Here is a 23896-nt window from a genome sequence, read left to right on the forward strand (position 1 = left end):
TACTCCGTGGTCGCCGGCCAGGGGAAAATCCCGCCGGTTATCCTACTCTGGGACTGAAATGTTAATTTTCTTTACCATACGCACCGGTTCCGGACGAACGAGATCGACCGAAAGCAGGCCGTTACGCAATTCGGCCCCGAGGACCTTCATGCCGTCGGCGAGCACAAATGTGCGCTGGAACTGCCGGGCGGCAATGCCGCGATGCAGGTATTCGCGATCACCGGTGTCGACCTGGCGGCCACGAATGACGAGCTGGTTCTCCTCGGTCGTAACATCGAGATCGTCTTCGGAGAAACCGGCGACTGCAAGGGTAATGCGCAAACGCTCCGGTGCGTCGACCGAATCGTCGCCGCGAATGCGTTCGATATTGTAGGGGGGGTACCCGTCATTTCCCTTGGCGATACGCTCGAGGGTTTTTTCCATCGTGTCGAAACCCAGCAGCAGTGGGCTCGTGAAAGGCGTAATTCGGCTCATTCCCAAGTCCTTGTAAGATCAAGCGACCATTAACCGGACCTGCCAAGCAGCATCCTTCCCTTAATATGGTAGCTGTGCGCAATGAGCGCAAGCCGCTTGCCTCCGGCGTGCACGCAAATCATAGTCCGCCAGCGAGAATCCCAAGGAGGAACACAAGCGTGCCTGCGCCGAGAAAAATAATCATAGACACTGATCCCGGGCAGGACGATGCCGCCGCCATCATGCTCGCTTTCGGGAGTCCGGAAGAGATCGACCTCCTGGGAATCACGACCGTTGCCGGCAATGTTCCCTTGGCAATGACGGCGCGCAATGCCCGCATCATCTGCGAATTGTGCAACAGGACGGACGTCAAGGTCTTCGCCGGCGCCGACCGGCCGATCGCCCGGCCGCTCGTCACTGCCGAGCACGTACACGGCAAGACCGGCCTCGACGGCCCTGATCTCGACGAGCCGACGATGGCGCTCGAAGCCCAGCATGGCGTCGACTTCATCATCGAGACGCTGCGGGCAGAGGCGGAAGGTACGGTGACGCTCTGCACGCTCGGACCGCTGACCAACGTCGCGCTTGCGCTGCAGAAGGCGCCTGACATCGCCCTGAGGGTGCGCGAACTTGTGATGATGGGCGGTGGTTTCTTCGAGGGAGGCAACATCACGCCGGCCGCCGAGTTCAACATCTATGTCGACCCGGAAGCGGCCGACGTCGTCTTCCGCTCGGGCATTCCGATCGTCATGATGCCGCTCGACGTCACCCATCGGGTGCTGACGCACAAGGCGCGCGTCGCAAAGATCCGCGAGATCGGCAGCGCGCCGGCAATCGCCATGGCTGAGATGCTGGAGTTCTTCGAGCGGTTCGACATCGAGAAATACGGCACCGACGGCGGCCCGCTGCACGACCCGACCGTCATCGCCTATCTCCTGCGGCCGGAGCTTTTCATCGGGCGCGACTGCAATGTCGAGATCGAGGTTCAGTCGCCGCTGACGACGGGCATGACCGTGGTCGACTGGTGGCAGGTGACGGGCCGCAAACACAATGCCAAGGTCATGCGCCACATCGACGATCAGGGTTTCTTCGATCTCCTGACGGAGCGGCTGGCGCGCATCTGATCGTTGTATGCCAGGACCACAAATGAAAACGGCGCCCCGAGAGGCGCCGTTTTTTTGTGTTTATGGACTGCCGATCAGAACTCTTCCCAATTGTCCTGGGCGAGCGCGTTGGCGCCGGAGGTCTGCGTTAACGCGCGCTGGGTCGACGGCGTGTAGCTGGCGCGTGCTGCGCTCGAGGCCGGACGGGCGTCGCGGGCAGGGGCCGCGGCGGGAGCGGGGCGCTCCGCCGTGCGCATGCGCTCGGCCGTGCCGCGCAGCATCTCCGCCGAACTCGGCTGAGCCGTCGTTCCCGAACGCTGTGCGACGCGGAAGCGGGCGACCAGCGTGCTCAGCGCACGGGCTTCTTCGTTCAGCGCCATGCCGGCGGCGGTGGTTTCTTCCACCATCGCGGCGTTCTGCTGGGTCACCTGGTCCATCTGGTTGACGGCCGAGTTGATCTCCTTGAGGCCGACGGCCTGCTCGGAGGCCGAACTCGAGATCTGGCGGATGAGGCCGTTGATCTGCACCACCTGGTCGGCGATCTTTTCGAGGGCGCCACCGGCGCGACCGACGAGATCGACGCCTTCGCGCACCTGGCCGGCCGAGGTGTTGATCAGCGTCTTGATCTCCTTGGCGGCGTTGGCGGAGCGCTGAGCGAGTTCGCGGACTTCCTGGGCGACGACGGCAAAGCCCTTGCCGGCATCGCCGGCGCGGGCTGCCTCAACGCCGGCGTTCAGCGCCAGCAGGTTGGTCTGGAAGGCGATTTCGTCGATGACGCCGATGATGCGGCTGACTTCGTGCGACGACTGCTCGATGCCCTTCATCGCGGCAATCGCCTTCTGCACGACTTCACCCGACTGCCCGGCATCGCTGCTCGCCACATCAACCGACTTGGCGGCGACCTTGGCGTTCTCGGCGCTGGCGTTGACCTGCGAAGTCAGCTCGTCGAGGGCTGCCGCCGTCTCTTCCAGGCTCGCTGCCTGCTGTTCGGTGCGGTGCGACAGGTCGTTGGCGGCACTGCTGATCTCGCTGGTGCCGTTGCCGATATTGACGACCGAGTGGTTGACGGTGCGGATCGTCTCTTCGAGGCTGTCCATCGTCGCGTTGAAGTCGCGCTTCAGCTGGGCATATTCACCGGGGAATTCGTCAGTGATGCGGAAGGCGAGATCGCCGGAGGACAGATGCGACAGACCCTTGCCGAGGCGGGCGACGATGTCGCGCTGAAGCGCACTCGATGAGGCCCGCTCGGTCTCGGAACGGCTGCGCTCATGCTCTGCCTGCTCGCGTTCATGGCGGGCTTCGCCCTCGAGGCGTTTGGTGTCGGCCAGCTGGTGGCGGAAGCCTTCGAGCGCCTTTGCGACCTGACCCGTCTCGTCGGAGCGGTCCTGGCCGGTGATCGAATTGCCGTAGTCGCCGTTGCTTAGGTTGCGGACGTCCTTGACGAGGCCTGCCAGCGGCTTCTGAACGAAACCACGGACAGCGAAGTAAAGGCCGAGCAGCACCGCGCCGAGGACGACGAGGCCGCCGACGATCATCATGTAGGTCTGGTCGCGGACCGGAGCGTTGATCGCCGAGCGCGGTACGTCGACGAGCACGATCCAGCTGGTGTTCACGCCGGATAGGGCAAAGGGATAGACGACGCGGTCGAACGGCTCGTTGCCGTCATAGGACAGGTTCTTGATGACGCCCGACGTGCCGGAGGCCAGTGCTTTCTTGACGATCTCGTTGCCTTCGCCGTCATAGTCCTTGAGCAGCAGGTCCGGGATCGGCGCCACCAGCCACTTGCCGGATTCAGAGAGCAGGTAGACGCGGCCGGTATCAAACGGCTTCAGCTTGGAAAGGCCGTCCGCCAGCGAAGCGAGCGAAATGTCGACACCGGAAACGCCGACCAGCTTGCCATTAGACATGACCGGGTAGGCGATCGAGCTCATCGCGGTCGGGACATCGGTGTCCTGCGCGGTGTAGGGCGGTGTGATCGCGCCCTTGCCGCTCTTTGCGGCAAGGCTGTACCACTCCGCAGCGTAGTCGGCGCGGAAGGTCGAGAACTGGATCTCGTTGTTGCGGTTCTTCGACCAATAGGGTGCGAAGATGCCTTCTTCGTTGGCGCCCAGCTCCTTGTTGTTGGCGATTTCCTCCTTGCGGCCGTCGAAGGCCTTCGGCTCCTCGGCGAACCAGCTGCCAAAGGCAAAGGGGTTCTGCTCGAGGTTGGCCCTGAGGACGTTGATCACGCCAGCGCGTTCCATCGATTTTTCTGCGTGGCTGCGGCCAAGAATGCCGGCCATCGAACGCGACGCGCTTGCGAGCTCGCCGATGCCGCCGGCGATATCGGAGGCAATGGCTTTTGCCTCGCCGCTTGCCTGATCGAGCACCAGCGTTTCGACGCGGTCCTGTGTCTGGGAGATGAGAACGAAGTTCGAGGCAAGCAACACGAGCGCAATCGTGCCGCCTGTCACCGCGATCAGCTTGGTCGCCAGCGATTTGGCTTGGAACTTGAACATGAAATCCTCACGTGCTGGGAGGTCCGCAGGCGAAAACCTGCGGCGAACGCATTTCACAATGTGGGTGAAACTCCATCATGGAGCGCCAGATGCCGACCGGCATTAAGGAGGCTGCCCGTCCCCTGGGGAACGGCTTTCTCATGGTCTTGAATAGACGAGCAAATCTTAAGATAGGCCCAACGCAACGGCTAATTCATGCCCTGCTCATGGAGAATCTGGACGCAAAGTTTTACCTCCGCGACAAAGACTGTCCGGATTGCGCAAAGGCGGGCGACGGGGGGATTTTCAACAAGGCCACCCGCTTGAGGTGGAGCTTTCAGTTCGGCAGCTTCGGGAAGGCGCGTCGCACCATACGGCTTTAACACAACGATCGCCAAGGCATGCCGCGACGAGAAAACTGGCGATGGGCTGCCTGCGCCGAAAGGCAGAGCTTGAAGTGCGATCAACGAGGGATCGCACTTCAAGCTCGAAGCGGCGAGGTCAGATGCGCGGCTCTACTTCCGAGGCGAGCGGGATCGATGGCTGTGCACCCCGCTTGAGGCAGGCTAGCGATCCGGCAACGGCGGCGCGGCGGAGCGCGTCGGGAAATGCGAGCTTCTCGTCGAGACTTGCGGCGAGATAGCCGCAGAACGTATCGCCGGCGCCGACGGTATCGACCGGATCGATCTTCAGGCCGCGGGCGCGATGGACCTCGCCCTCGTGCACGGCGACGACGCCTTCGGCACCCAGCGTGACGATAACCGTATGACCGGTTTCGGCATGCAGTTTCTTCATCGCCTCTTCCCGCTCGGCGCTTTCGATGCCGGTCTTGCCGGCCAGAAGTTCGAACTCCGTCTCGTTGGCGATGACGATATCGGCCAATCTGCCGAGACGTGCGGCCTCTGGGGTCAGGGGCGCGATGTTGATGACCGAGCGGATGCCCTTGCGCCGCGCCTCGCCGAGCGCCTTTTCCACCGACGCCGCCGGTATTTCCAGCTGCAGCATCAAGGTATCGCCGGCGTGCATGCCATCGACTGCGGCAACGGCGTCAGCTTCGTTGACGGTCGCGTTGGCGCTGGCAACGACGACGATGACATTCTCGCCGTCATCGCCGACGAGGATGTGGGCCGTCCCTGTCGGCTCGTCCACCGTTTTGGTGAGCGACAGATCGGCGCCAGCTTCCTTCAGCAGTTCGAGCGCACCATCGGCAAAGCTGTCCGAGCCGACGGCGCCGGCCATATGAACGATGGCGCCGGCGCGCCGGGCGGCCAGCGCCTGGTTGGCGCCCTTGCCGCCGGCGGCGGTCGAAAAACCCGATCCGGCAACGGTTTCACCCGGTTTGGGCAGGCGCGCGGTCGTGGCGATCAGGTCCATGTTGATAGACCCAAAAACAGTGATCATGTGAGGATGTCCCGTCGATTTGCTGATTTTGGCCGGAGAGTGCCCGAGACCGTCAGTCCTCGTCAACCACCCTGAGCCGCAATTGCCCGACGCGACCGTCGACGGCGTGGCGCGGTTCTTCCGGTCGCGTCGCACCTTCCGCCTCGAGTTCCAGCGCTTCGATCTTGGCGCCGCGGCGGGAAAGCTTGCCCGAGGAGATGAGTATCTCTTCGACATCCTTCTGGCTCATGGCGAAGTGGCCCTGCAGCTTGCGTACCCTTTCGTCGAGGCGTGTCAGGTCCTCCATCAGTCGCGCGACCTCGCCCTGGATGAGATGCGCCTGCTCGCGCATGCGGGCGTCCCGCAGGATCGACTGGATAACCTGGATCGACAGCAGCAGCAGCGATGGCGAGACGATGACGATGCGCTGCCGGTGCGCTTTCTGGACGATCGCTTCGAAGTGCTCGTGAATCTCGGCGAAGATCGATTCGGAGGGAACGAAGAGGAAAGCCGTCTCCTGCGTCTCGCCGGGGATCAGGTATTTGCTGGCGATATCGCGGACATGCACCTCCATGTCGCGGCGGAAGAGCTGCACCATCTGCTGGCGCCGCTCCGGGGCGGCCGCGTCGCGCATGCCGTTCCAGGCTTCGAGCGGAAACTTTGCGTCGATCACCAGCGGCGGCTGGTCGTTGGGCATGCGGATGGTGCAATCCGGGCGGGCACCGTTGGAAAGTGTCGTCTGGAAGGCAAAGGCCCCCATCGGCAGGCCGTCGGCGACGATCGTTTCCATGCGCGACTGGCCGAAGGCACCGCGCGTCTGCTTGTTCGTTAGGATGGCCTGCAGCCCGGCCATGTCCTTTGCCAGAGACTGGATGTTGTTCTGGGCGGTGTCGATCACCGCCAGGCGCTCCTGCAGTCGCCGCAGGTTTTCATGCGTCGCCTTGGTCTGTTCGCTGATCGAGGCGCCAATCCGATGTGTCATGCCGTCGATCCGCTGGCTCAGCGTCTGGTTCAACTCCGCCTGGCGGGTGCCGAAAACGTCGGCCATGGCCGCGATCCGGCCCTGCATTTCCGTCTGCGCTGCCAGAAGCATGGCCATCTGTTCATGGCGTTCGTCGTCACCCGCCCTGCGCCGCCGAGAAGCCGACATCAGCACGAGGCCGACTGCGAGCGCCGCCAGGATCATGCAGAGATAAGCGACGGTCACGGGTGTTGTGCCGATGAGAAAAACGGGCTGATCGAGCGAAATGGGCGCAGGTTCCATGCGGCGAGCCTAACAGATTCTCTTTTGAAGACTAGATCAAACCAAGAACATTCGCGTCGAGCGGTTAACGAGATCCGGGCATTGGCGCTGAGCACTTGGGAGTGCGCGCCAATTTTCTTGCACCGGCAAGGAAAGATCGGTTATGGGAGCAATATGACGATCAAGCCGCTAATCATTCTCCCCGATCCTGTCCTGCGTCAGGTCTCGACCCCGATCGAAACCATCGACGCCGACATCCGTCGCCTGGCCGACGACATGCTCGAGACCATGTATGATGCCCCGGGTATCGGGCTCGCCGCCATCCAGATCGGCGTGGCGAAGCGCATGTTGGTGCTCGACGTCTCCAAGGAAGGCGACGAGAAGACCCCGCACGTCTTCATCAATCCCGAGATTGTCGCTTCGTCCGACGACTTCTCGGTCTATGAGGAAGGCTGCCTTTCCATTCCGGATTATTATGCCGAAGTGGAGCGCCCGGCGGAGGTGACCGTCAAGCATCTCGATCGTGACGGCAAGGAACAGATCGTCAAGGCCGATGGCCTGCTTGCGACCTGCCTGCAGCACGAGATCGATCACCTGAACGGCGTACTGTTCATCGACCATATCTCCAAGCTCAAGCGCGACATGGTGATCCGCCGGTTCACCAAGGCCGCCAAGACCCGCGGCGCCAAGGCGATCTGATCCCCGAGCAAAGGGCGGCAGCAGCGCTTTGTCATTGAAGGGCTTGATTTGAGGCGCGTAAACCCGTTTGAAGGGGCCTGATTTCAAACGGTCGGAGTACGCGCCTTGTCGCTTCGCATCATCTTCATGGGAACACCGGAGTTTTCCGTGCCGACGCTGGCAGCCCTTGCGGGCGCCGGTCACCAGATCGTTGCCGTCTATACCCAACCGCCAAGGCCGGGCGGACGCCGGGGCCTCGATCTGCAGAAATCGCCGGTGCACCAGGCGGCAGAGCTGCTCGGCATTCCCGTGCTGACCCCCGTTAATTTCAAGGACGAGGCCGACCGACAGACGTTTCGCGAATTCGATGCGGATGTCGCCGTCGTCGTCGCCTATGGCCTGTTGCTGCCCGAGGCGATCCTCACCGGAACGCGGCTCGGCTGTTACAACGGCCACGCATCGCTGCTGCCGCGCTGGCGCGGTGCGGCTCCGATCCAGCGCGCCATCATGGCTGGCGACCATGAGACCGGCATGATGGTGATGAAGATGGACAAGGGGCTCGACACCGGCCCGGTCGCGCTCACCAAGACGGTGCAGATCGGCGAGGCGATGACATCAGGCGAGCTGCACGACAAGCTGATGCAGGTCGGCGCGACGCTGATGAAGGAGGCGATCGGCAAGCTCGAAGCCGACGATCTGCCACTAACCGCGCAACCCGAGGAAGGCGTCGTCTACGCCCAAAAAATCAGCAAGGCCGAGACCCGTATCGAATTTGCCAAGAGCGCGCGCGAAGTGCACGACCACATTCGCGGCCTGTCGCCCTTTCCCGGTGCCTGGTTCGAGCTTGAGATCGCCGGCAAGCCGGAGCGCGTTAAGGTTCTGAATTCTGAGCGTGTGGCGGCCGAAGGACCTGCAGGAACCATGCTCGACGACCACTTGACCATTGCCTGTGGCGAAGGGGCCGTTCGGCCGACGCGGCTGCAGCGGGCAGGCGGCAAGGCGCTTGGGCTTGCCGACTTCCTGCGCGGAACACCTGTTGCCGTCGGCACGAGGATCGGCTGATGCCGCGTTTTCGGCTGACCGTCGAATATGACGGCTCGAATTATGTCGGCTGGCAGCGGCAGGACAACGGCGCCTCCGTCCAGGGCGCCATCGAAAAGGCGATCCTGTCCCTGACCGGGGAAACCGTCTCGATCCGCGGTGCCGGGCGCACCGATTCCGGGGTCCATGCCGTCGGCCAGGTGGCGCATGCGGACCTCACGCGCCAGTGGAAGCCCCACACGCTGCGCAACGCCCTGAACGCCCATCTGGGCATGGCCGGCGAGGGCGTCTCGATCCTCGAGGCCGAGGAGGTCACAGACGCCTTCGATGCGCGGTTTTCGGCGCTGCGTCGCCACTACCTCTATCGCATCATCTGTCGGCCGTCGCGGCTGGCTCTGGAGGAGAAACGCGCCTGGTGGGTGACGAAGCCGCTCGATCACGAGGCGATGCACGAAGGCGCGCAGCGGCTCGTCGGTCATCACGACTTCACCACCTTCCGCTCCGTCCATTGTCAGGCGACGAGCCCGATGCGCACGCTCGATCGGCTGGACGTGACCCGCACCGGCAATCTGATCGAGATTCGCGCCACGGCCCAGAGCTTCCTGCACAATCAGATCCGCTCGTTTGCCGGCTCGCTGAAGCTGGTGGGCGAGGGCAAATGGACGCCGGACGACCTGCAGGCGGCGCTCGAAGCGCGCGATCGCAAGGCCTGCGGCCCGGTGGCGCCGCCCGACGGGCTCTATTTCATGCAGGTCGATTACTGAGAAAGAGACCGCCGCGCGGACGTCGAGGTTGGCGTACTGTTTGTCAGCTCGGGATCAGGCCGAAAAACCGCTGCAGCAATTCACCCAACATCATCGACGGCAGCAGGAAGAGTGCCGTCAGCGCCGTGGCCAGCAGGGTCTGGTTTCCGGTGATGATGCGCATCAGCCGGAAGAGCACACCAATGCTGACGAAGAGAAGCACCAGCCAGATCAGGCTCGTCAGCCCCTCGCTGCCGGGAATGACGAGGCGGATCGCGGCCGGCACCGCCATCGCGTAGGACAGCGGTACGGACAGCCAGTTGGTGGTGACGACGATCGGCACGACGGCGGCGGCAAAACCGAGTGGGCGCGCAAGCATGAAAATCAGCACGAGTGGCAGCAGCCAGCTGACGAGATCGACGACCAGAAGCTTGACGACGAAGCCGAAACCGACCGTAGTTCCCGACGGCATCGCCGAGAGGTAATAAAGCCGCCAGGACGCCCAGGTGACGGCGATCGCCGGCAGGCACCAGAGCATCGCCGCAAACGAGCGCCAGAGGCCGCTCTCGCTGAAATCGAGCCAGCGGAACCCTTCGCCATTGCCCTGGATCAGCAGCCAGAGCCCCTTGATATAGGCGAGAACCTCCTCAAGCAGCGGCATGGCCGAACCAGCTGGAGATGAAGGTTTCGTAGATTTGCGTCAGCGTTTCGAGGTCGGCGACGGCGACGCGCTCGTCGACCATGTGCATGGTCTGGCCGACAAGGCCGAATTCGACGACGGGGCAATAGTCTTTGATGAAGCGCGCGTCCGAAGTGCCGCCGGTGGTCGAAAGCTTCGGCTGCTTTCCGGTGACCGTTTCGACGGCGCCCGACAGCGATGAGATCAGCGCATTGTTGCGTGTCAGGAAGACATGGCTAGGCCGCTCGTTCCAGGTGATGTCGTATCGGACCGGATCGCGGCCTGGTCGCAATGCGCCGTCGGCCGCCGCGCGGTCGAGCCGGGCGATGATCTCTGCCATCAGGCTATCGGCGGTCCAGGTGTCGTTGAAGCGGATGTTGAAGGCGGCACTTGCCTTTGCCGGGATGACGTTGACGGCGCCGTTGCCGACGTCGATCGTCGTCACTTCCAGGTTCGACGGCTGGAAGTTTTCCGTGCCGGCGTCGAAGGGCGGGTCCATCAGCGCCTGGGTCAATTGCAGGATGCCACGCACCGGGCTGTCGGCGAGATGCGGATAGGCGGCATGGCCTTGAACGCCGTGGACGGTGATCCGGCCCGAAAGCGAGCCGCGCCGGCCGATCTTGATCATGTCGCCGAGCCGGTCCGGGTTGGTCGGTTCGCCGACAAGGCAGGCATCCCAGCGCTCGCCTTTGGCGGCCGCCCAGTCGAGAAGTTTCGTCGTGCCGTTGATCGCAGGTCCTTCCTCGTCGCCGGTGATGAGGAAGGAGACCGAGCCCTTCGGCAACCCATGCTTTTCGATATGGCGGGCGACGGCTGCGACGAAGCAGGCAATGCCGCCCTTCATGTCGACGGCGCCGCGGCCATACATTTCGCCGCCGGCGACGTCGGCCGAGAAGGGGCCGTGGGTCCATGCACTCTCATCGCCAACCGGCACCACATCGGTATGGCCGGCAAACATCAGGTGTGGGCCATCGCTGCCGAGCCGGGCATAGAGGTTCTCGATATCGGGCGTGCCCGCTTCTGTCGCTGTGACTCGGTCGACGGTAAAGCCGAGTGGCTTCAGCATCGCTTCGAGCGCGGAGAGCGCGCCGCCTTCGGCAGGGGTAACGGAGGGGCAACGGATGAGGGTGGCGAGATTGGCGATCGGATCGGTCGAGGTCATGTAGCGATATGCCGTCTGCGTGGCGCTTAGGCCAATGGGATTGAGCGTGCTGGTTTATCCGATCGTTGCGCGGCTGTCACGCAGGATGCAACGCGGCGCTGCACCGGGGGCGGAGGTGCAGCGCCGCAGCGTCAGCGGGCCGGATTGGATCCGGCCCGCCCGAAACGCATATGGGGCAGGGTTACCTCATTCTCCGGGTGCGAGATGAGGCGCTTCGATATGCGCTCCGGCGTGCTTCAAAGGCCGCTCGCCCGAAAGCTTGCGGATCAGCACGTAGAACACCGGGGTCATGAAGATCCCGAAGGCGGTGACGCCGATCATGCCGGCAAAGACCGCAACCCCCATGGCCGAGCGCATTTCCGCGCCGGCACCGGTGGAGATCACCAGGGGCACGACACCCATGATGAACGCCATCGATGTCATCAAGATCGGACGCAGCCGCAGCCGGCTGGCCTCGATCGCCGCCTGGACGGCGTTGCTGCCGGATAGTTCCAGTTCGCGTGCGAACTCGACGATCAGGATCGCGTTCTTGGCCGATAATCCGACGAGCACGATCAAGCCGATCTGGGTGAAGACGTTGTTGTCGCCTCCCGTCAGCCAGACGCCGGCGAGCGCGGCCATGATACCCATCGGCACGATCAGGATGATCGCGATCGGCAGCGTCAGGCTCTCATACTGGGCGGCAAGCACCAGATAGACCAAGAGCAGCGCCAGCGGGAAGACGAGCATGCCCGAATTGCCGGCAAGGATCTGCTGGTAGGTGAGGTCCGTCCACTCGAAGGCGATGCCCGGCGGCAGCGTTTCGGCTGCGATCTTCTCGATTGCCGCCTGGGCCTGGCCCGAGGAGAAGCCCGGTGCCGGTCCGCCGTTGATATCGGCCGACAGGAAGCCGTTGTAACGGATCGCCCGCTCGGCGCCGACCGCCTGCTCGACCTTCAAGAGCGCCGACAGCGGGATCATCTCGCCCGATTGCGACCGCACCTTCAGCTTGCCGATGTCGTCGGCATGGCTGCGGTAGTTGGCATCGGCCTGGACGCGGACGCTGTAGGTGCGGCCGAAAGCGTTGAAGTCGTTGACGTAGAGCGAACCCAGATAGATCTGCAGCGTCTCGAAGACATCGGTCACCTCGACGCCGAGCTGGCGCGCCTTGACGCGGTCGAGATCGGCATAGAGCTGCGGCACGTTGATCTGGAAGCTCGAATAGATGCCGGCCAGTTCCGGCGTCTGGTAGGCCTTGGCAAGGAACGCCTTGGTGGCCTCGTCGAGCGCCTGGTAGCCGAGGCCGTTCTTGTCCTCGATCTGCAGTTTGAAGCCGCCGGTGGTGCCGAGACCCTGGACGGGCGGCGGCGGGAACATGGCGATGAAGGCATCCTGGATCGCGCCGAATTCCTGGTTCAACTGCATGGCGATCGCCCCGCCCGAAAGTTCGGGCGTCGTGCGCTCCTCGAACGGCTTCAGCGCCACGAAGACGATGCCGGAGTTCGACGAGTTGGTGAAGCCGTTGATCGAGAGGCCCGGGAAGGCGATGGCGTTTTCGACGCCGGGATGCTTGAGCGCAATATCGCTCATGCGGCGGATCACGTCTTCCGAGCGGTCAAGGGTTGCTGCATCCGGCAGCTGGGCAAAACCGATCAGATACTGCTTGTCCTGGGCCGGCACGAAGCCGCCGGGAACGGCGCGGAAGAGCACGAAGGTAACGCCGAGCAGCAGGACATAGACGCCCATGATCAGCGACTTGCGCGTCAGGATGCGGCCGACGCCGCGGCCATAGGCTTCCGAGCTCCGACCGAAGAACCGATTGAAGCCACGGAAGAACCAGCCGAACACCTTGTCCATGGCACGGGTCAGCCAGTCCTTCGGCGCGTGGTGATCGCGAAGGAGCAGGGCTGCCAAGGCCGGGGAGAGCGTCAGCGAGTTGATAGCGGAGATCACCGTCGAGATCGCGATCGTCAGTGCGAACTGGCGATAGAACTGCCCGGTGAGGCCGGTGATGAAGGCGAGCGGCACGAAAACGGCGACGAGCACCAGCGCAATGGCGATGATCGGCCCCGATACTTCCTGCATCGCGCGGTAGGTCGCCTGGATTGGCGACAGGCCCTGCTCGATGTTGCGCTCGACGTTTTCGACCACGACGATGGCGTCGTCGACGACGATGCCGATCGCCAGCACCAGGCCGAACAGGCTGAGTGCGTTGATCGAGAAGCCGAAGACGTACATCACCGCGAAGGTACCGACGATCGAGACGGGAACGGCAACGAGCGGGATGATCGAGGCGCGCCAGGTCTGCAGGAAGACGATGACGACGATGACGACCAGCGCGATCGCTTCGAGCAGGGTATGGATGACCGACTCGATCGAGGCTCGCACGAACTGCGTCGTGTCGTAGACGATCTCGTAGTCGACGCCTTCGGGCATGGTCAGCTTCAGCTCGGCCATGGCCTTGTGGACGTTTTCCGAGATCTGGATCGCGTTCGAGCCCGGCGCCTGGAAGACGCCCATGCCGACGGCGGCCTTGTTGTCGAGCAGCGAGCGCAGCGAGTAGTCGGCAGCGCCCATTTCGACGCGCGCGACGTCGCCGAGGCGGGTCACTTCGCCGCCGGCGCCGGACTTGACGACGATGTCGGCAAAGTCCTCAGGCGTCTGCAGGCGGCCTTGCGCATTGACGGAAAGCTGCAGGTCGAGGCCCGGAACCGATGGCGAGGCACCGATAACGCCGGCAGCCGCCTGGACGTTCTGCGCCCGGATGGCGTTGGCGACGTCGCTTGCCGCAAGACCGCGCTCGGCCGCCTTCTGCGGGTCGATCCAGATGCGCATCGAATAGTCGCCGCCACCGAAGATCTGAACCTGGCCGACACCTTCGATGCGCGCCAGGCGATCCTTGACATTGAGCACGCCGTAATTGCGCAGGTAGTTGATGTCGTACTGACCGTTGGGCGACAGCAGATGCACCACGAGCGTCAGGTCCGGCGAACTCTTGACGGTGGTGACGCCGAGACGGCGCACTTCCTCAGGCAGGCGCGGTTCGGCCTGCGACACGCGGTTCTGGATCAACTGCTGGGCCTGGTCCGGGTCGGTGCCGAGTTCAAAGGTGACGGTCAGCGTCATCAGACCATCGGCCGTCGCCTGGCTTTGCATGTAGAGCATGCCTTCGACGCCGTTGATCTGTTCTTCGAGCGGGGTTGCCACCGTCTCGGCGATAACAGCTGGGTTGGCGCCTGGGTACTGCGCCCGCACGACGATTTGCGGCGGCACGACTTCGGGATATTCGGAGATCGGCAGGCCGGTCATGCCGAGCAGGCCGCCCACGAAGATCAGGACCGAAAGAACGCCCGCGAAGACCGGGCGGTCGACGAAAAAGCGTGAGAAATTCATTGACGTATCCCCCTTGGGACGAGTTCGGGCAAACCTCCGGCAATCGCGGCAAGAACACTCGCCACGCACCGGGATTTGCTAAGTGATGTCTGGGCGGCCGATCCCGCCTCGGCGCGTGCCGAAGCGGGTGCCGTCATGTCCTACTTGGTGGCGATCGACGCCGTCGTCTCTTCCACCTGCTGCGGTGCCACGAGCACGCCTGGGCGCACCCGCTGCAGGCCGTTGACGACGATGTTCTCGCCGGTCTTCAGGCCGCTTTCGACGATGCGCAACCCGTCGGAATTCGGGCCGAGCGTCACCTGGCGGTACTCGACCTTGTTGTCGGCGCCGACGACGAAGACGAACTTCTTGTCCTGGTCGGAGCCGATGGCGCGATCGCTGATGACAAGCTTTTCTTCCGGCTCGGGTTCGCCGATGCGAATGCGCACGAACTGGCCGGGGATCAACCGCCCGTCGGCATTTTCAAGTGCTGCGCGAACGCGGATCGTTCCGGTTGCCGCATCCACCTCGTTGTTGATGAGCTGGATATGGCCTGAGATCGGCGTGCCCTCGTCGGCAGCGGTGCCGATCTGCACCGGGATTCGCTCGATGGCGTTGCCGCCGGCCGAGGCCTGGAGCCGGGCAAGAGCCGTCGTGACAACCTCTTCGCTGGCGCTGAAGCTTGCATAAATCGGGTCGACCGAAACCAGCGTCGTCAGCACGGGCGAGGCGGAGCCGGCGGCCACGAGATTGCCGGCCGTCACTTCCAGCCGGCCTACGCGGCCGGAGATCGGTGCACGGACCTCCGTGTATTGGAGATCAAGCTCGGCCGTGCGCAACGCCGCCTTGGCGGAGCGCACGCTTGCCTGCGCCTCGTCGAAGGCGCTAAGGCGCTGGTCGACGCCACTCTGCGGGATCGCGCTTGTCGTGACGAGCTTTCGTCCGCGATCGAGTTCTGTCTTGGCGAGCGCGACGCGTGCTTCTGCTGCCGAGACTTGGGCTGCGGCCCGGTCGACGGCTGCCGCATAGGGCTCGGGGTCGATGGTCAGCAGCAGGTCGCCCTTCTTCACCAGGGCGCCCTCGCGGAAGTGGCTTTCAAGAATGGCGCCGCCGACGCGGGGACGGATCTCGACGCGCTCGATCGCTTCCAGCCGCCCGGAAAAGTCCTCCCAGGTGGTGATGCGGCGCGACTGGGCCTTGGCCACCGAAACCGGAACGGCCGGCGGCGGTGCCGCTGCCGTTTCGGTTGCGGCGTCCGCTTCGAAGTGCTGGGGCAGGCCGAGAAGAACGGCGGCTGCGCCGGCAGTGGACAATAGGATGCTCAGGCCGGCGCCCCAGAGGGCCCGGCGGGTCACTGTCGATGTCATTTTTCTCTCCTTGCCGGTTGGGAGCCGGCGCTTTACTGCTGTCGTCAACGAAGGGGAAGGCCCGCGGCCTTGTCGCCCTTTGCTAACGCATCGTCATTTCCGCCGGCTTTGCCCCTGCCTGTTGAAAGAAGCGGGAAAAGATGCCGGTAATCGTTTCTTCCTGGGCGGCCCAGGTTTCAGCGTTCACGGTATTTTGCGGTATCCACCCGGCCCGGCCGGGAAGAATTTGGGATTGAACGCTCACACCCGCCTGGCGCAGGCGGTCTGCATAGGCAGCGGTCTCGTCGCGCATCGGGCATTCCTCGCTGGTCAGGATCAGCGCGGGAACAAGGCCGGCCAGCCGCGTGCAGTGTGCCGGAGCGGCATAGGGATGCGTGAAGCCACCGCATTCACCGAGATACCGTTGCCAGCCCTCGGCGATCGACTGCACCGATGTCTCGGGACAGTATTTGCGAAACGATGCCGTCGCCAGGCACGGATCCAGCATCGGCGACAGCAGGATTTGCCCTTTGAGGTCGGTCAGGAACTGGTCGCGGGCCATCAGCGCCACGCCGGCGGCGATGTTGCCGCCCGCCTCTTCGCCGGCGATGAACAGCATCGACTTCTTGTGGGCGAACTGCGGGCAACGCGCCCTCATCGAGGACAGCATCGAATAGGTGACGTCGAGTGCCGCGGGAAACGGATTGAGACAGGCGGAGGAATATTCCGGCGAGATGACGATGGCGCCGGCCGCCGCAAGCGCCTTGGCCACACGCTCGCCGGCAGCGATCGAGCCGCCGACGAAGGAGCCGCCATGCAGATGCAGAACCACCGGCGGCGGATTGAGCAGCGTGTCGCCACTATAGACACGTGCCGGGCACGAGCCTTGGCCCGTCTGCATCGTCTCTAGTGTAAAGCGTTCACCCATCTCTCTTGCCTTTGCCACGGGGTCATCCCACATGAGGCGACAACCCGCCATGATGGGAGAATAACATTGTCTTCTGTCTGGAATAGTCAGTTCAATCCGACTACACTATTCATTATCTCGAACAATCACGGCTATTGAAAATGGACCAGCTTACGGCCATGCGCGCGTTTCTCCGCGTTGTCGAAACCGGCAATTTCACACGCGCTTCCGCTTCGCTCAATATGCCCAAGGCAACCGTCACCAATCTTATCCAGGGATTGGAAGCGCATCTGCGCACCAAGCTGCTCAACCGAACGACCCGCCGGGTTCTCGTCACGCCGGACGGCGCACTTTATTATGAACGCGCCGCTCGGCTCGTCACCGATCTCGATGAACTCGATGGCAGCCTGTCGAGCGCACAGACCCTGCCGAAGGGGCGCCTGCGCGTGGAGATGGCCAGCGCCATTGCCAACCTCATTGTTATCCCGGCGCTGCCGGAATTTCACAAGCGCTACCCTGACATCCAGATCGACCTCGGCGTCTCGGACCGAACGATCGACTACGTCGCCGAGAATGTCGACTGCGCCATTCGCGCCGGCACCCTGACCGACCAGTCGCTGATTGCCCGCCGTATCACCGACATGAGCTTCATCGCCTGCGCGGCACCCGATTACCTCGACCGCTGCTCGACGCCGCAACACCCGTCTGACCTTTCGAAGAATTGTTATGTCGTCGGCTATTTCCGTCCGCAGACCGGTCAGCAGATGCCGTTCTATTTCAAGCGCGGGGCGGAGGAGATCGAGGTTCACGGCCGTTATGCGGTGGCCGCCAACGAATCGACCACCTATCTTGCCGCCGCTCGGGCTGGTCTCGGTGTCATCCAGGCGCCACGCTTCATGGTGCGGGATGATCTGCAGACCGGCGCCATGCGACCGGTGCTCACGGACTGGCAGATCGACCCGATGCCGATCTATCTGGTCTATCCGCCCAACCGGCACTTGAGCAGCCGCCTGCGCGTTTTTGCCGATTGGGTGGTGAAAGTCATCGCTCAGTCGCAGCTCGACGGCGAATAGACCTATTTTCCCCGCTCGGCGTCGTACCGTTCACGCGCCGCATCGAGCGCACCGAAATGTGTCTCGGCCCAGCGATCGAGCACCAGCAGTGTTTCGCTGAGGGAGCGGCCGACCGGGCTCAAGCTGTATACCACATGCGGCGGCACCGTCTTCCTGTCCTCGCGGATGACGAGGCCGTTGCGTTCAAGCTCCTTCAGCGTCTGCGTCAGCATCTTCTGCGAGACATCGCCGAGGCGGCGCATCAGTGCGGCGTTGCGCATCGGCCCTTCCTCGAGTGCAGAAATGATCAGCATCGCCCATTTGCTGGCGATCAGCTCCAGAGCGTGACGCGACGAGCAGGTCGGGTCGAAGACATCGGGTATGGAGGCAGCGGGTGCTTTCGGCAGGTCTCTCGACATTTCCATAGTTACCAAAAGGTGCGTAATTGCTCTTCGGTGCCTATCCTACCAGATTGGTCTCCAGATGGAAATTTCGATGGAGACGGCAATGGCATGGATCATCCTGATAGCGGCGAGCCTGATTGAAATCATCATGGGCCTGGCGCTCAAATATGCGGAGGGCTGGACGAAACTGGTGCCGAGCGTCATCGGCATCGCAGCGGCACTCGGCAGCGTCTACCTCCTGACGATCGCCATGCGCGACCTTCCGGCCGGCACCGCATACGCTGCCTGGACCGGCATCGGCTCGGTCGGCATCACCGTGCTCGGCATCGTGCTGTTCGGCGATCCCGTCTCCTGGATGCGGATAACCTGCATCGCCATGATCATCGTCGCCGTCGCAGGCCTTCGTTTTCTTGAAGCCTGAGGCGGAAAGCGCCGGCAACCTTCCACGAAAAAAGCGCCGCGATCGGATCACGGCGCTTTCTGATTGGTTTTGGCGATGTGCCTGGATCGAGCTTAGCTCTGGCGGTTCTTGGCGTTGTTGCCCTTGGGCTTCGGCTTGAAACCGCTGTCCTTGCCGGCGTTCGGCTTGGCCTTCTTCTTGGTCCAAGCCTCGCGGTTCTCCGGTGGCTTGTCGTCGGTGTGGGCCGGGGCGGCGGCGTAGGCCGGCTTCTTGTCGAACTTGCGCTTCGGCTTGAAGTCGCCGTCGTTGCGTGCCGCGTCGTCGGAATAGGGGCGCTTCTTGGCGAAGGCCGGCTTGTCCTTGGAATAGGCGGGCTTGTCCTTGGAGAAGTTCGGCTTGTCTTTCGAGAAACTCGGCTTTTCCTGGCGCTGCTGCGACAGGTCCGGCGCGCCCGGAAGCGTCTTCACCCGGATGCCCTTTTCCAGCATGCCTTCCTTGCCGATCGACGACAGGAAGCGCTCGGCGCCGTCGGAGGTCATCTCGACGAAGGTTTCGTCCTGCTGCATGCGGATCGCGCCGATGTCGCGCTTGGTGAGCTTGCCGTGACGGCACAGCATCGGGATCAGCCAGCGCGGTTCGGCGCTCTGCTTGCGGCCGACCGAAAGCGAGAACCAGCTGCCATCGCTGAAATCGGCGCGCGGCGCGTCATAGTCTTCGCGCGGTGCGGATTTCTCGTCGCGGCGCGGCTTGGCGCGGCTGTCGCCGACGGCAACCTCGATCAGGTCTTCCGGGGCCGAGCGGCCCGAGCGGAACTGGCGCACGAAGGCGGCAGCCATCTGTTCGGCGCCATGAAGCTCGATCAGGGCGCGAACGATCTCTTCTTCGTCTTCGCGGATCGGCTCGGCAAAACTGGTATCGGCAAGCAGGCGCTCGTCGTCGCGGCGGCTGACCTCGTCGGCTGACGGCGGACGGGCCCAGTTGGCGGTGATGCGGGCGTTTTCGAGCAGGCGTTCGGCCTTGCGACGCTGGCTCACCGGCACGATCAGGGCGCTGACGCCCTTCTGGCCGGCGCGTCCGGTACGGCCGCTGCGGTGCAAAAGCGTGTCCGGGTTGGTCGGCAGGTCGGCGTGGATGACCAGCTCCAGGCCGGGCAGGTCGATGCCGCGGGCGGCAACATCGGTGGCGATGCAGACGCGGGCGCGACCGTCGCGCATGGCCTGCAGCGCGTGGGTGCGTTCGTTCTGGCTGAGCTCGCCCGAGAGCGCCACGACCGAGAAACCGCGATTGTTGAAGCGGGCGGTCAGATGGTTGACGGCTGCACGGGTCGAGCAGAACACGATGGCGTTCTTGGCTTCATAGTAGCGAAGCACGTTGATGATCGCGTTTTCGCGATCGTTCGAGGCCACGGTCAACGCGCGGTACTCGATGTCGACGTGCTGCTTCTGCTCCGAAGCGGTGCTGATGCGCACGGCGTCGCGCTGGTAGTTCTTGGCAAGCGTCGCGATCGAGCGCGGCACGGTTGCCGAAAACATCAGCGTGCGGCGATCGTCAGGGGATTCCTCGAGGATGAATTCGAGGTCTTCGCGGAAGCCGAGGTCGAGCATCTCATCGGCCTCGTCGAGCACGACGGCGCTGAGCGACGAGATGTCGAGCGAGTTGCGGCGGATGTGGTCGCAAAGGCGCCCAGGCGTGCCGACGACGATGTGGGCGCCGCGCTCCAGCGCACGCTTCTCGGTGCGCATGTCCATGCCCCCGACGCACGAAATGATCGTCGCGCCGGTCTGTTCATAGAGCCATTCGAGCTCGCGCTTGACCTGAAGCGCCAGTTCGCGCGTCGGTGCGATGACCAGCGCCAGCGGCGCGCCGGGCGCGCTGAAGCGACGCTCGTTGCCGAGCAGGGTCGGGGCCAGCGCCAGGCCGAAGGCGACGGTCTTGCCGGAGCCGGTCTGGGCCGATACCAGCGCATCCTTGCCCGCAAGCTCGGGATCGCGCATCGCCTTTTGAACCGGCGTCAACTCGTTGTAACCGCGTTTTGCCAACGCCTCGGCGATCGCAGGCGCGATCCCTTCGAATTCTGTCATCTCTCGTCTTTCGGATTTCGGTTTTCGCGCCGGTAAACGAACAAGACCTTGGATCAGGTCGTCATCAGGCGCCGATTGCCGCGGCCAGCATCTTGTCGCCGGCCTGTTCATGGCGCGCTACATACCCGTTCGGGCCGTAAATGTACAGTGCGCCGCTCAGGCGCCTGGTTCGTCGCCGCGCAGGCCGAATTCGTTCGGCCCGTTGACGCCCGGCCAGAGACAGAGTGCGATGAAAACGATGGGGCTGAGGACCGGGATGAACAGGCAAAGCGCCAGCGGTCCGGGATAACCGATGTCGTGCAATCGCTTGATGGCCAGCATGGCGATCGACAGGGTGGAAACGAGGCCGGAGACGATCAGCGCCAGCGTCCACAGTGCCAGCGCGGTGTCGTGGTTTTCGTTGGCGAACATCCGCGCGACGACAAAACCGCCGACCAGAAGCCAGAAGAGCCAGGACAGGAAAAAGGGCAGGCGGGTGATGCGACCGGAGGGGCTGAAGAACAGCCAGGTCATGTTCGGCTGCCGCCCCTCCGATGTCATCCGATCAATCTCGAAGCAGTTCGTTGATGCCGGTCTTGGAGCGGGTCTTCTCGTCGACGCGCTTGACGATGACGGCGCAATAGAGGTTCGGCGCCGGCTGGCCATTGCCCATGGTCGAGCCCGACGGCATCGATCCGGCGACGACGACCGAGTAGGGTGGCACTTCGCCATAGGTCACTTCGCCGGTGGCGCGGTCGACGATCTTCGTCGACTTGCCGATGAACACACCCATGCCGAGAACCGAGCCTTCGCGCACGATGCACCCTTCCACGACCTCGGAGCGGGCGCCGATGAAGCAGTTGTCCTCGATAATTGTCGGGCCGGCCTGCATCGGCTCCAGTACGCCGCCGATGCCGACGCCGCCGGAGAGATGCACGTGCTTGCCGATCTGGGCGCAGGAACCGACCGTTGCCCAGGTGTCGACCATCGTGCCTTCGCCGACATAGGCGCCAAGGTTGACGAAGGACGGCATCAGGATGGCATTCGGCGCGATATAGGCCGAACGGCGCACGACGCAGTTCGGCACGGCGCGGAAGCCGGCCTTCTCGAATTCATTGACGCTCCAGCCGTCGAACTTGGAGGCGACCTTGTCCCACCAGACGGATTCTCCCGGGCCGCCCCGCACGATCTCCATCGGGTTGAGACGGAAGGAGAGCAGGACGGCTTTCTTCAGCCATTGATTGACGGTCCAATTGCCGTCGGCGCCGCGCTCCGCCACCCGCACCTTGCCGCTGTCGAGCAGGTTCAGCGCCGTCTCCACGGCGTCGCGCACCGCGCCGCGCGTTCCGGTGTTTACGGAATCGCGGTCGTCAAAAGCGGTGTCGATCGTCTGCGACAGGGAGGCTAGGTCGTGGTTCGTCATCGGAATTCCTTAAAGTTCGGCGGTTATCCTGGCAAAGCTCTACTGCATAATTCCGCAAATCGGAATCGATTTAAGGACAAAATTAAGCAGCGACGCGATCTGCGGCGATGGGTGTTCATTGCCGGCTGAAGTGCGTGGTGCCCGAGGCCGTTCCGGAAAAGTTGAACCGCTTTTCGCGGCGACCGTTCCGCCAGGGCTTGGCAAGCTCGGACGACTCCGGCATCAGGGGCATTCATGACCGATGAAACAGGATAGGACGCGTCCGCCCGAGATGCCGATTGTCCGGAACGCGACGGGAAAGACGATAGCATGGCACGCATGAAGAAGCGCAATCTGCGCCGTAAGGATGGGGTTTGGGATCCGCTGGCCGACAGCTCGCAGAGCCGGCAACGGGCGCAGACCGTTCCGCTGACGCCGCAATCGGCCTCTCCCTCCTACCGCCTTGCCTATATCGACGACGATTTTCTCTGCCGCGAAGAACTGCGCCCGGTGCGGCTGCAGCTCGAACTGTTGAAGACAGAGATGATGCTGGAAGAGCACGGCATCAACTCGACCGTGGTGATGTTCGGCGGCGCCCGTATTCCCGAGCCCGGCGGTGACGCCTGGGCGGCCAAGAACGATACCCAGCGCAAGAATCTGGAGGCCGCTTCGGTCTATTATGACGAGGCGCGCAAGTTCGCGCAGATCGTCTCGGAGCATTCCGCCAAGCTGCACCACAAGGAGTATGTGGTCGTCACTGGTGGCGGGCCGGGCGTGATGGAGGCGGGCAACCGCGGCGCCGACGATGTCGGCGCGCCGTCGATCGGCCTCAACATCGTGCTGCCGCACGAGCAGGCGCCGAACCGCTTCGTGACACCGGAGCTGTCGTTCAACTTCCACTATTTCGCCATCCGCAAGATGCATTTCCTCTTGCGCGCCAAGGCGGTCACGGTGTTTCCGGGCGGCTTCGGCACGCTGGACGAACTGTTCGAAACCATGACGCTCATGCAGACGGGCCGTCTGGCGCTGGTTCCGCTCATTCTCTTCGGGGAAAAGTTCTGGCGCTCGATCGTCAACTTCGAGGCGCTTGCCGAATTCGGTACGATCGCGCCGAACGATATCGATCTGGTCCAGTTCGTCGAAACCGCCGACGAGGCCTGGGATATCATTTCGCGTTTCTACGAGACCGTCGATCCGAAATCGGTGCCGATGGCCAACGGACGACGCTAGAGAGCTTTTCTCGTTCGGGAACAAACAACGCCGCGTGCCATATCTGGCGCGCGGCGTTGTCGTATCGGGGGGGCTGAAATTCACGCCTCCCCCTTGCGATCGTGTCCGATGCCAGGGGGAGGCGCCACGCAGACGACACGCTCCACCGGGGGAGGGAGAGTGTCGTCATCCGGGTTGGATTTTCCTGGCTTAGACCTTCTTGCTGAAGTCGGCGGCATCGATGACGCCATCGCCATTCTTGTCGCGACGCTTGAACATTTTTTCGGAGGCACTTGCGACCTCGGCAGCGCTCAGGGAGCCGTTGCCGTCGGTGTCCACACGTTTGAAGGTCTTGGGCCGCATGCCGGGGACCATGGCCGGGCGTGCTTCCTTGAGATGGGCAAGCGCCGCATCGCGCTCCTTGCCGTCCTTGCTCTTGGCATCCTGCCAGGCCTTGCGGGCCTCGCGGAATGCCTCGCGCTTGGCCTTCATCTCGTCGGCGCTGATCTGGCCATCGCCATTGGTGTCGAACGTCTTGAAGTTCGTGGTCATGCGCGCCTGAAACTCGTCGAGCGAGACCTTGTTGTCGCTGTTGGTGTCCAGTCGCTTGATCATGCGCTCGGCGCGCTGTTCGGGCGTCATCTTGTCTCTGGCGGCAAAGGATGGCGCCGCCATTCCGGTGATGGCGACGGCAAGGGCGGTCACGCCAAGGACCAAGGTTCTGTTCCGCATCATGCTTCCTTTCGATCGGGTTATCCCTGAACGAATGATAGGCAGCTGAACGGCAGGCGCCAGTTAAACTTTGG

The 23896-nt window shown here is 63.4% G+C and carries 21 protein-coding genes; 7 read left to right on the forward strand and 14 right to left on the reverse strand.

The window, feature by feature from the left end:
- Window positions 1-42: 42 nt before the first annotated feature.
- The gene (locus HT585_RS01755; protein ID WP_077502970.1) at window positions 43-474 is read right to left on the reverse strand and encodes an Hsp20 family protein; all 432 of its coding nucleotides are present in this window, start codon (window positions 472-474) and stop codon (window positions 43-45) included.
- A gap of 158 nt (window positions 475-632) precedes the next feature.
- On the opposite strand from HT585_RS01755, the gene HT585_RS01760 reads away from it, so the two are divergent.
- Window positions 633-1577 carry a nucleoside hydrolase gene (locus HT585_RS01760; protein ID WP_176351351.1) on the forward strand — a complete coding sequence of 315 codons (945 nt, stop codon included), beginning with the start codon at window positions 633-635 and terminating at the stop codon, window positions 1575-1577.
- Window positions 1578-1651: 74 nt separating this feature from the next.
- Here HT585_RS01760 and HT585_RS01765 read toward each other — a convergent pair whose 3' ends face one another.
- The 3 genes from HT585_RS01765 to HT585_RS01775 all read right to left on the reverse strand — a co-directional run bounded on the left by HT585_RS01765 (window position 1652) and on the right by HT585_RS01775 (window position 6677).
- Complete coding sequence (locus HT585_RS01765; RefSeq protein WP_176351352.1) at window positions 1652-4054, reverse strand: methyl-accepting chemotaxis protein; 2403 nt, start codon at window positions 4052-4054, stop codon at window positions 1652-1654.
- Window positions 4055-4534: 480 nt separating this feature from the next.
- Window positions 4535-5434 carry a ribokinase gene (locus HT585_RS01770; protein WP_176351353.1) on the reverse strand — a complete coding sequence of 300 codons (900 nt, stop codon included), beginning with the start codon at window positions 5432-5434 and terminating at the stop codon, window positions 4535-4537.
- Window positions 5435-5486: 52 nt separating this feature from the next.
- Complete coding sequence (locus HT585_RS01775) at window positions 5487-6677, reverse strand: DNA recombination protein RmuC (RefSeq protein WP_176351354.1); 1191 nt, start codon at window positions 6675-6677, stop codon at window positions 5487-5489.
- A gap of 153 nt (window positions 6678-6830) precedes the next feature.
- On the opposite strand from HT585_RS01775, the gene def reads away from it, so the two are divergent.
- From def to truA, 3 genes are all read left to right on the forward strand, one after another.
- Window positions 6831-7355, forward strand: coding sequence for a peptide deformylase (gene def, locus HT585_RS01780; RefSeq protein WP_112816523.1), 525 nt, complete (start codon window positions 6831-6833; stop codon window positions 7353-7355).
- Window positions 7356-7460: 105 nt separating this feature from the next.
- Window positions 7461-8396, forward strand: coding sequence for a methionyl-tRNA formyltransferase (gene fmt / locus HT585_RS01785; protein WP_176351355.1), 936 nt, complete (start codon window positions 7461-7463; stop codon window positions 8394-8396).
- Entirely contained in the window at window positions 8396-9139 is a 744-nt protein-coding gene (truA, locus tag HT585_RS01790; protein ID WP_176351356.1) for a tRNA pseudouridine(38-40) synthase TruA, read from the forward strand. Before fmt ends, truA begins: the two co-directional genes overlap by 1 nt.
- Window positions 9140-9182: 43 nt before the next feature.
- Here the strand turns inward: truA and HT585_RS01795 are convergent, their stop codons facing one another.
- The 5 genes from HT585_RS01795 to HT585_RS01815 all read right to left on the reverse strand — a co-directional run bounded on the left by HT585_RS01795 (window position 9183) and on the right by HT585_RS01815 (window position 16584).
- Window positions 9183-9779 carry a hypothetical protein gene (locus HT585_RS01795; protein WP_176351357.1) on the reverse strand — a complete coding sequence of 199 codons (597 nt, stop codon included), beginning with the start codon at window positions 9777-9779 and terminating at the stop codon, window positions 9183-9185.
- On the reverse strand, window positions 9766-10959 hold the full coding sequence (gene dapE / locus HT585_RS01800) for a succinyl-diaminopimelate desuccinylase (protein WP_176351358.1): 1194 nt from the start codon (window positions 10957-10959) through the stop codon (window positions 9766-9768). Before dapE ends, HT585_RS01795 begins: the two co-directional genes overlap by 14 nt.
- A 186-nt stretch (window positions 10960-11145) precedes the next feature.
- Window positions 11146-14331 carry an efflux RND transporter permease subunit gene (locus HT585_RS01805; protein ID WP_176351359.1) on the reverse strand — a complete coding sequence of 1062 codons (3186 nt, stop codon included), beginning with the start codon at window positions 14329-14331 and terminating at the stop codon, window positions 11146-11148.
- Between the two features lie 140 nt (window positions 14332-14471).
- On the reverse strand, window positions 14472-15677 hold the full coding sequence (locus tag HT585_RS01810) for an efflux RND transporter periplasmic adaptor subunit (protein WP_176351360.1): 1206 nt from the start codon (window positions 15675-15677) through the stop codon (window positions 14472-14474).
- An 82-nt stretch (window positions 15678-15759) separates the two neighbouring features.
- On the reverse strand, window positions 15760-16584 hold the full coding sequence (locus HT585_RS01815) for an alpha/beta hydrolase (protein ID WP_176352153.1): 825 nt from the start codon (window positions 16582-16584) through the stop codon (window positions 15760-15762).
- A 140-nt stretch (window positions 16585-16724) separates the two neighbouring features.
- Here HT585_RS01815 and HT585_RS01820 point away from each other — a divergent pair, with 140 nt between their 5' ends.
- Window positions 16725-17636, forward strand: coding sequence for a LysR family transcriptional regulator (locus HT585_RS01820; protein WP_176351361.1), 912 nt, complete (start codon window positions 16725-16727; stop codon window positions 17634-17636).
- Between the two features lie 2 nt (window positions 17637-17638).
- On the opposite strand, the gene HT585_RS01825 is transcribed toward HT585_RS01820, so the two are convergent.
- Entirely contained in the window at window positions 17639-18034 is a 396-nt protein-coding gene (locus HT585_RS01825) for a winged helix-turn-helix transcriptional regulator (RefSeq protein WP_176351362.1), read from the reverse strand.
- A gap of 88 nt (window positions 18035-18122) precedes the next feature.
- On the opposite strand from HT585_RS01825, the gene HT585_RS01830 reads away from it, so the two are divergent.
- Window positions 18123-18440, forward strand: a complete 318-nt coding sequence (locus HT585_RS01830) for a DMT family transporter (RefSeq protein WP_053248943.1) — start codon at window positions 18123-18125, stop codon at window positions 18438-18440.
- Window positions 18441-18532: 92 nt separating this feature from the next.
- Here the strand turns inward: HT585_RS01830 and HT585_RS01835 are convergent, their stop codons facing one another.
- From HT585_RS01835 to dapD, 3 genes are all read right to left on the reverse strand, one after another.
- Complete coding sequence (locus HT585_RS01835) at window positions 18533-20500, reverse strand: DEAD/DEAH box helicase (protein ID WP_176351363.1); 1968 nt, start codon at window positions 20498-20500, stop codon at window positions 18533-18535.
- Window positions 20501-20656: 156 nt separating this feature from the next.
- On the reverse strand, window positions 20657-21040 hold the full coding sequence (locus HT585_RS01840; RefSeq protein ID WP_176351364.1) for a DUF805 domain-containing protein: 384 nt from the start codon (window positions 21038-21040) through the stop codon (window positions 20657-20659).
- Window positions 21041-21044: 4 nt separating this feature from the next.
- The gene (gene dapD, locus HT585_RS01845; RefSeq protein WP_176351365.1) at window positions 21045-21902 is read right to left on the reverse strand and encodes a 2,3,4,5-tetrahydropyridine-2,6-dicarboxylate N-succinyltransferase; all 858 of its coding nucleotides are present in this window, start codon (window positions 21900-21902) and stop codon (window positions 21045-21047) included.
- Between the two features lie 309 nt (window positions 21903-22211).
- On the opposite strand from dapD, the gene HT585_RS01850 reads away from it, so the two are divergent.
- Complete coding sequence (locus tag HT585_RS01850) at window positions 22212-23111, forward strand: LOG family protein (protein WP_176351366.1); 900 nt, start codon at window positions 22212-22214, stop codon at window positions 23109-23111.
- A gap of 189 nt (window positions 23112-23300) precedes the next feature.
- Here the strand turns inward: HT585_RS01850 and HT585_RS01855 are convergent, their stop codons facing one another.
- Window positions 23301-23822 carry an EF-hand domain-containing protein gene (locus HT585_RS01855; RefSeq protein ID WP_176351367.1) on the reverse strand — a complete coding sequence of 174 codons (522 nt, stop codon included), beginning with the start codon at window positions 23820-23822 and terminating at the stop codon, window positions 23301-23303.
- Window positions 23823-23896: the final 74 nt, after the last annotated feature.

It is taken from the genome of Ensifer oleiphilus (assembly GCF_013371465.1).
Classification (GTDB): Bacteria; Pseudomonadota; Alphaproteobacteria; order Rhizobiales; family Rhizobiaceae; genus Ensifer; species Ensifer oleiphilus.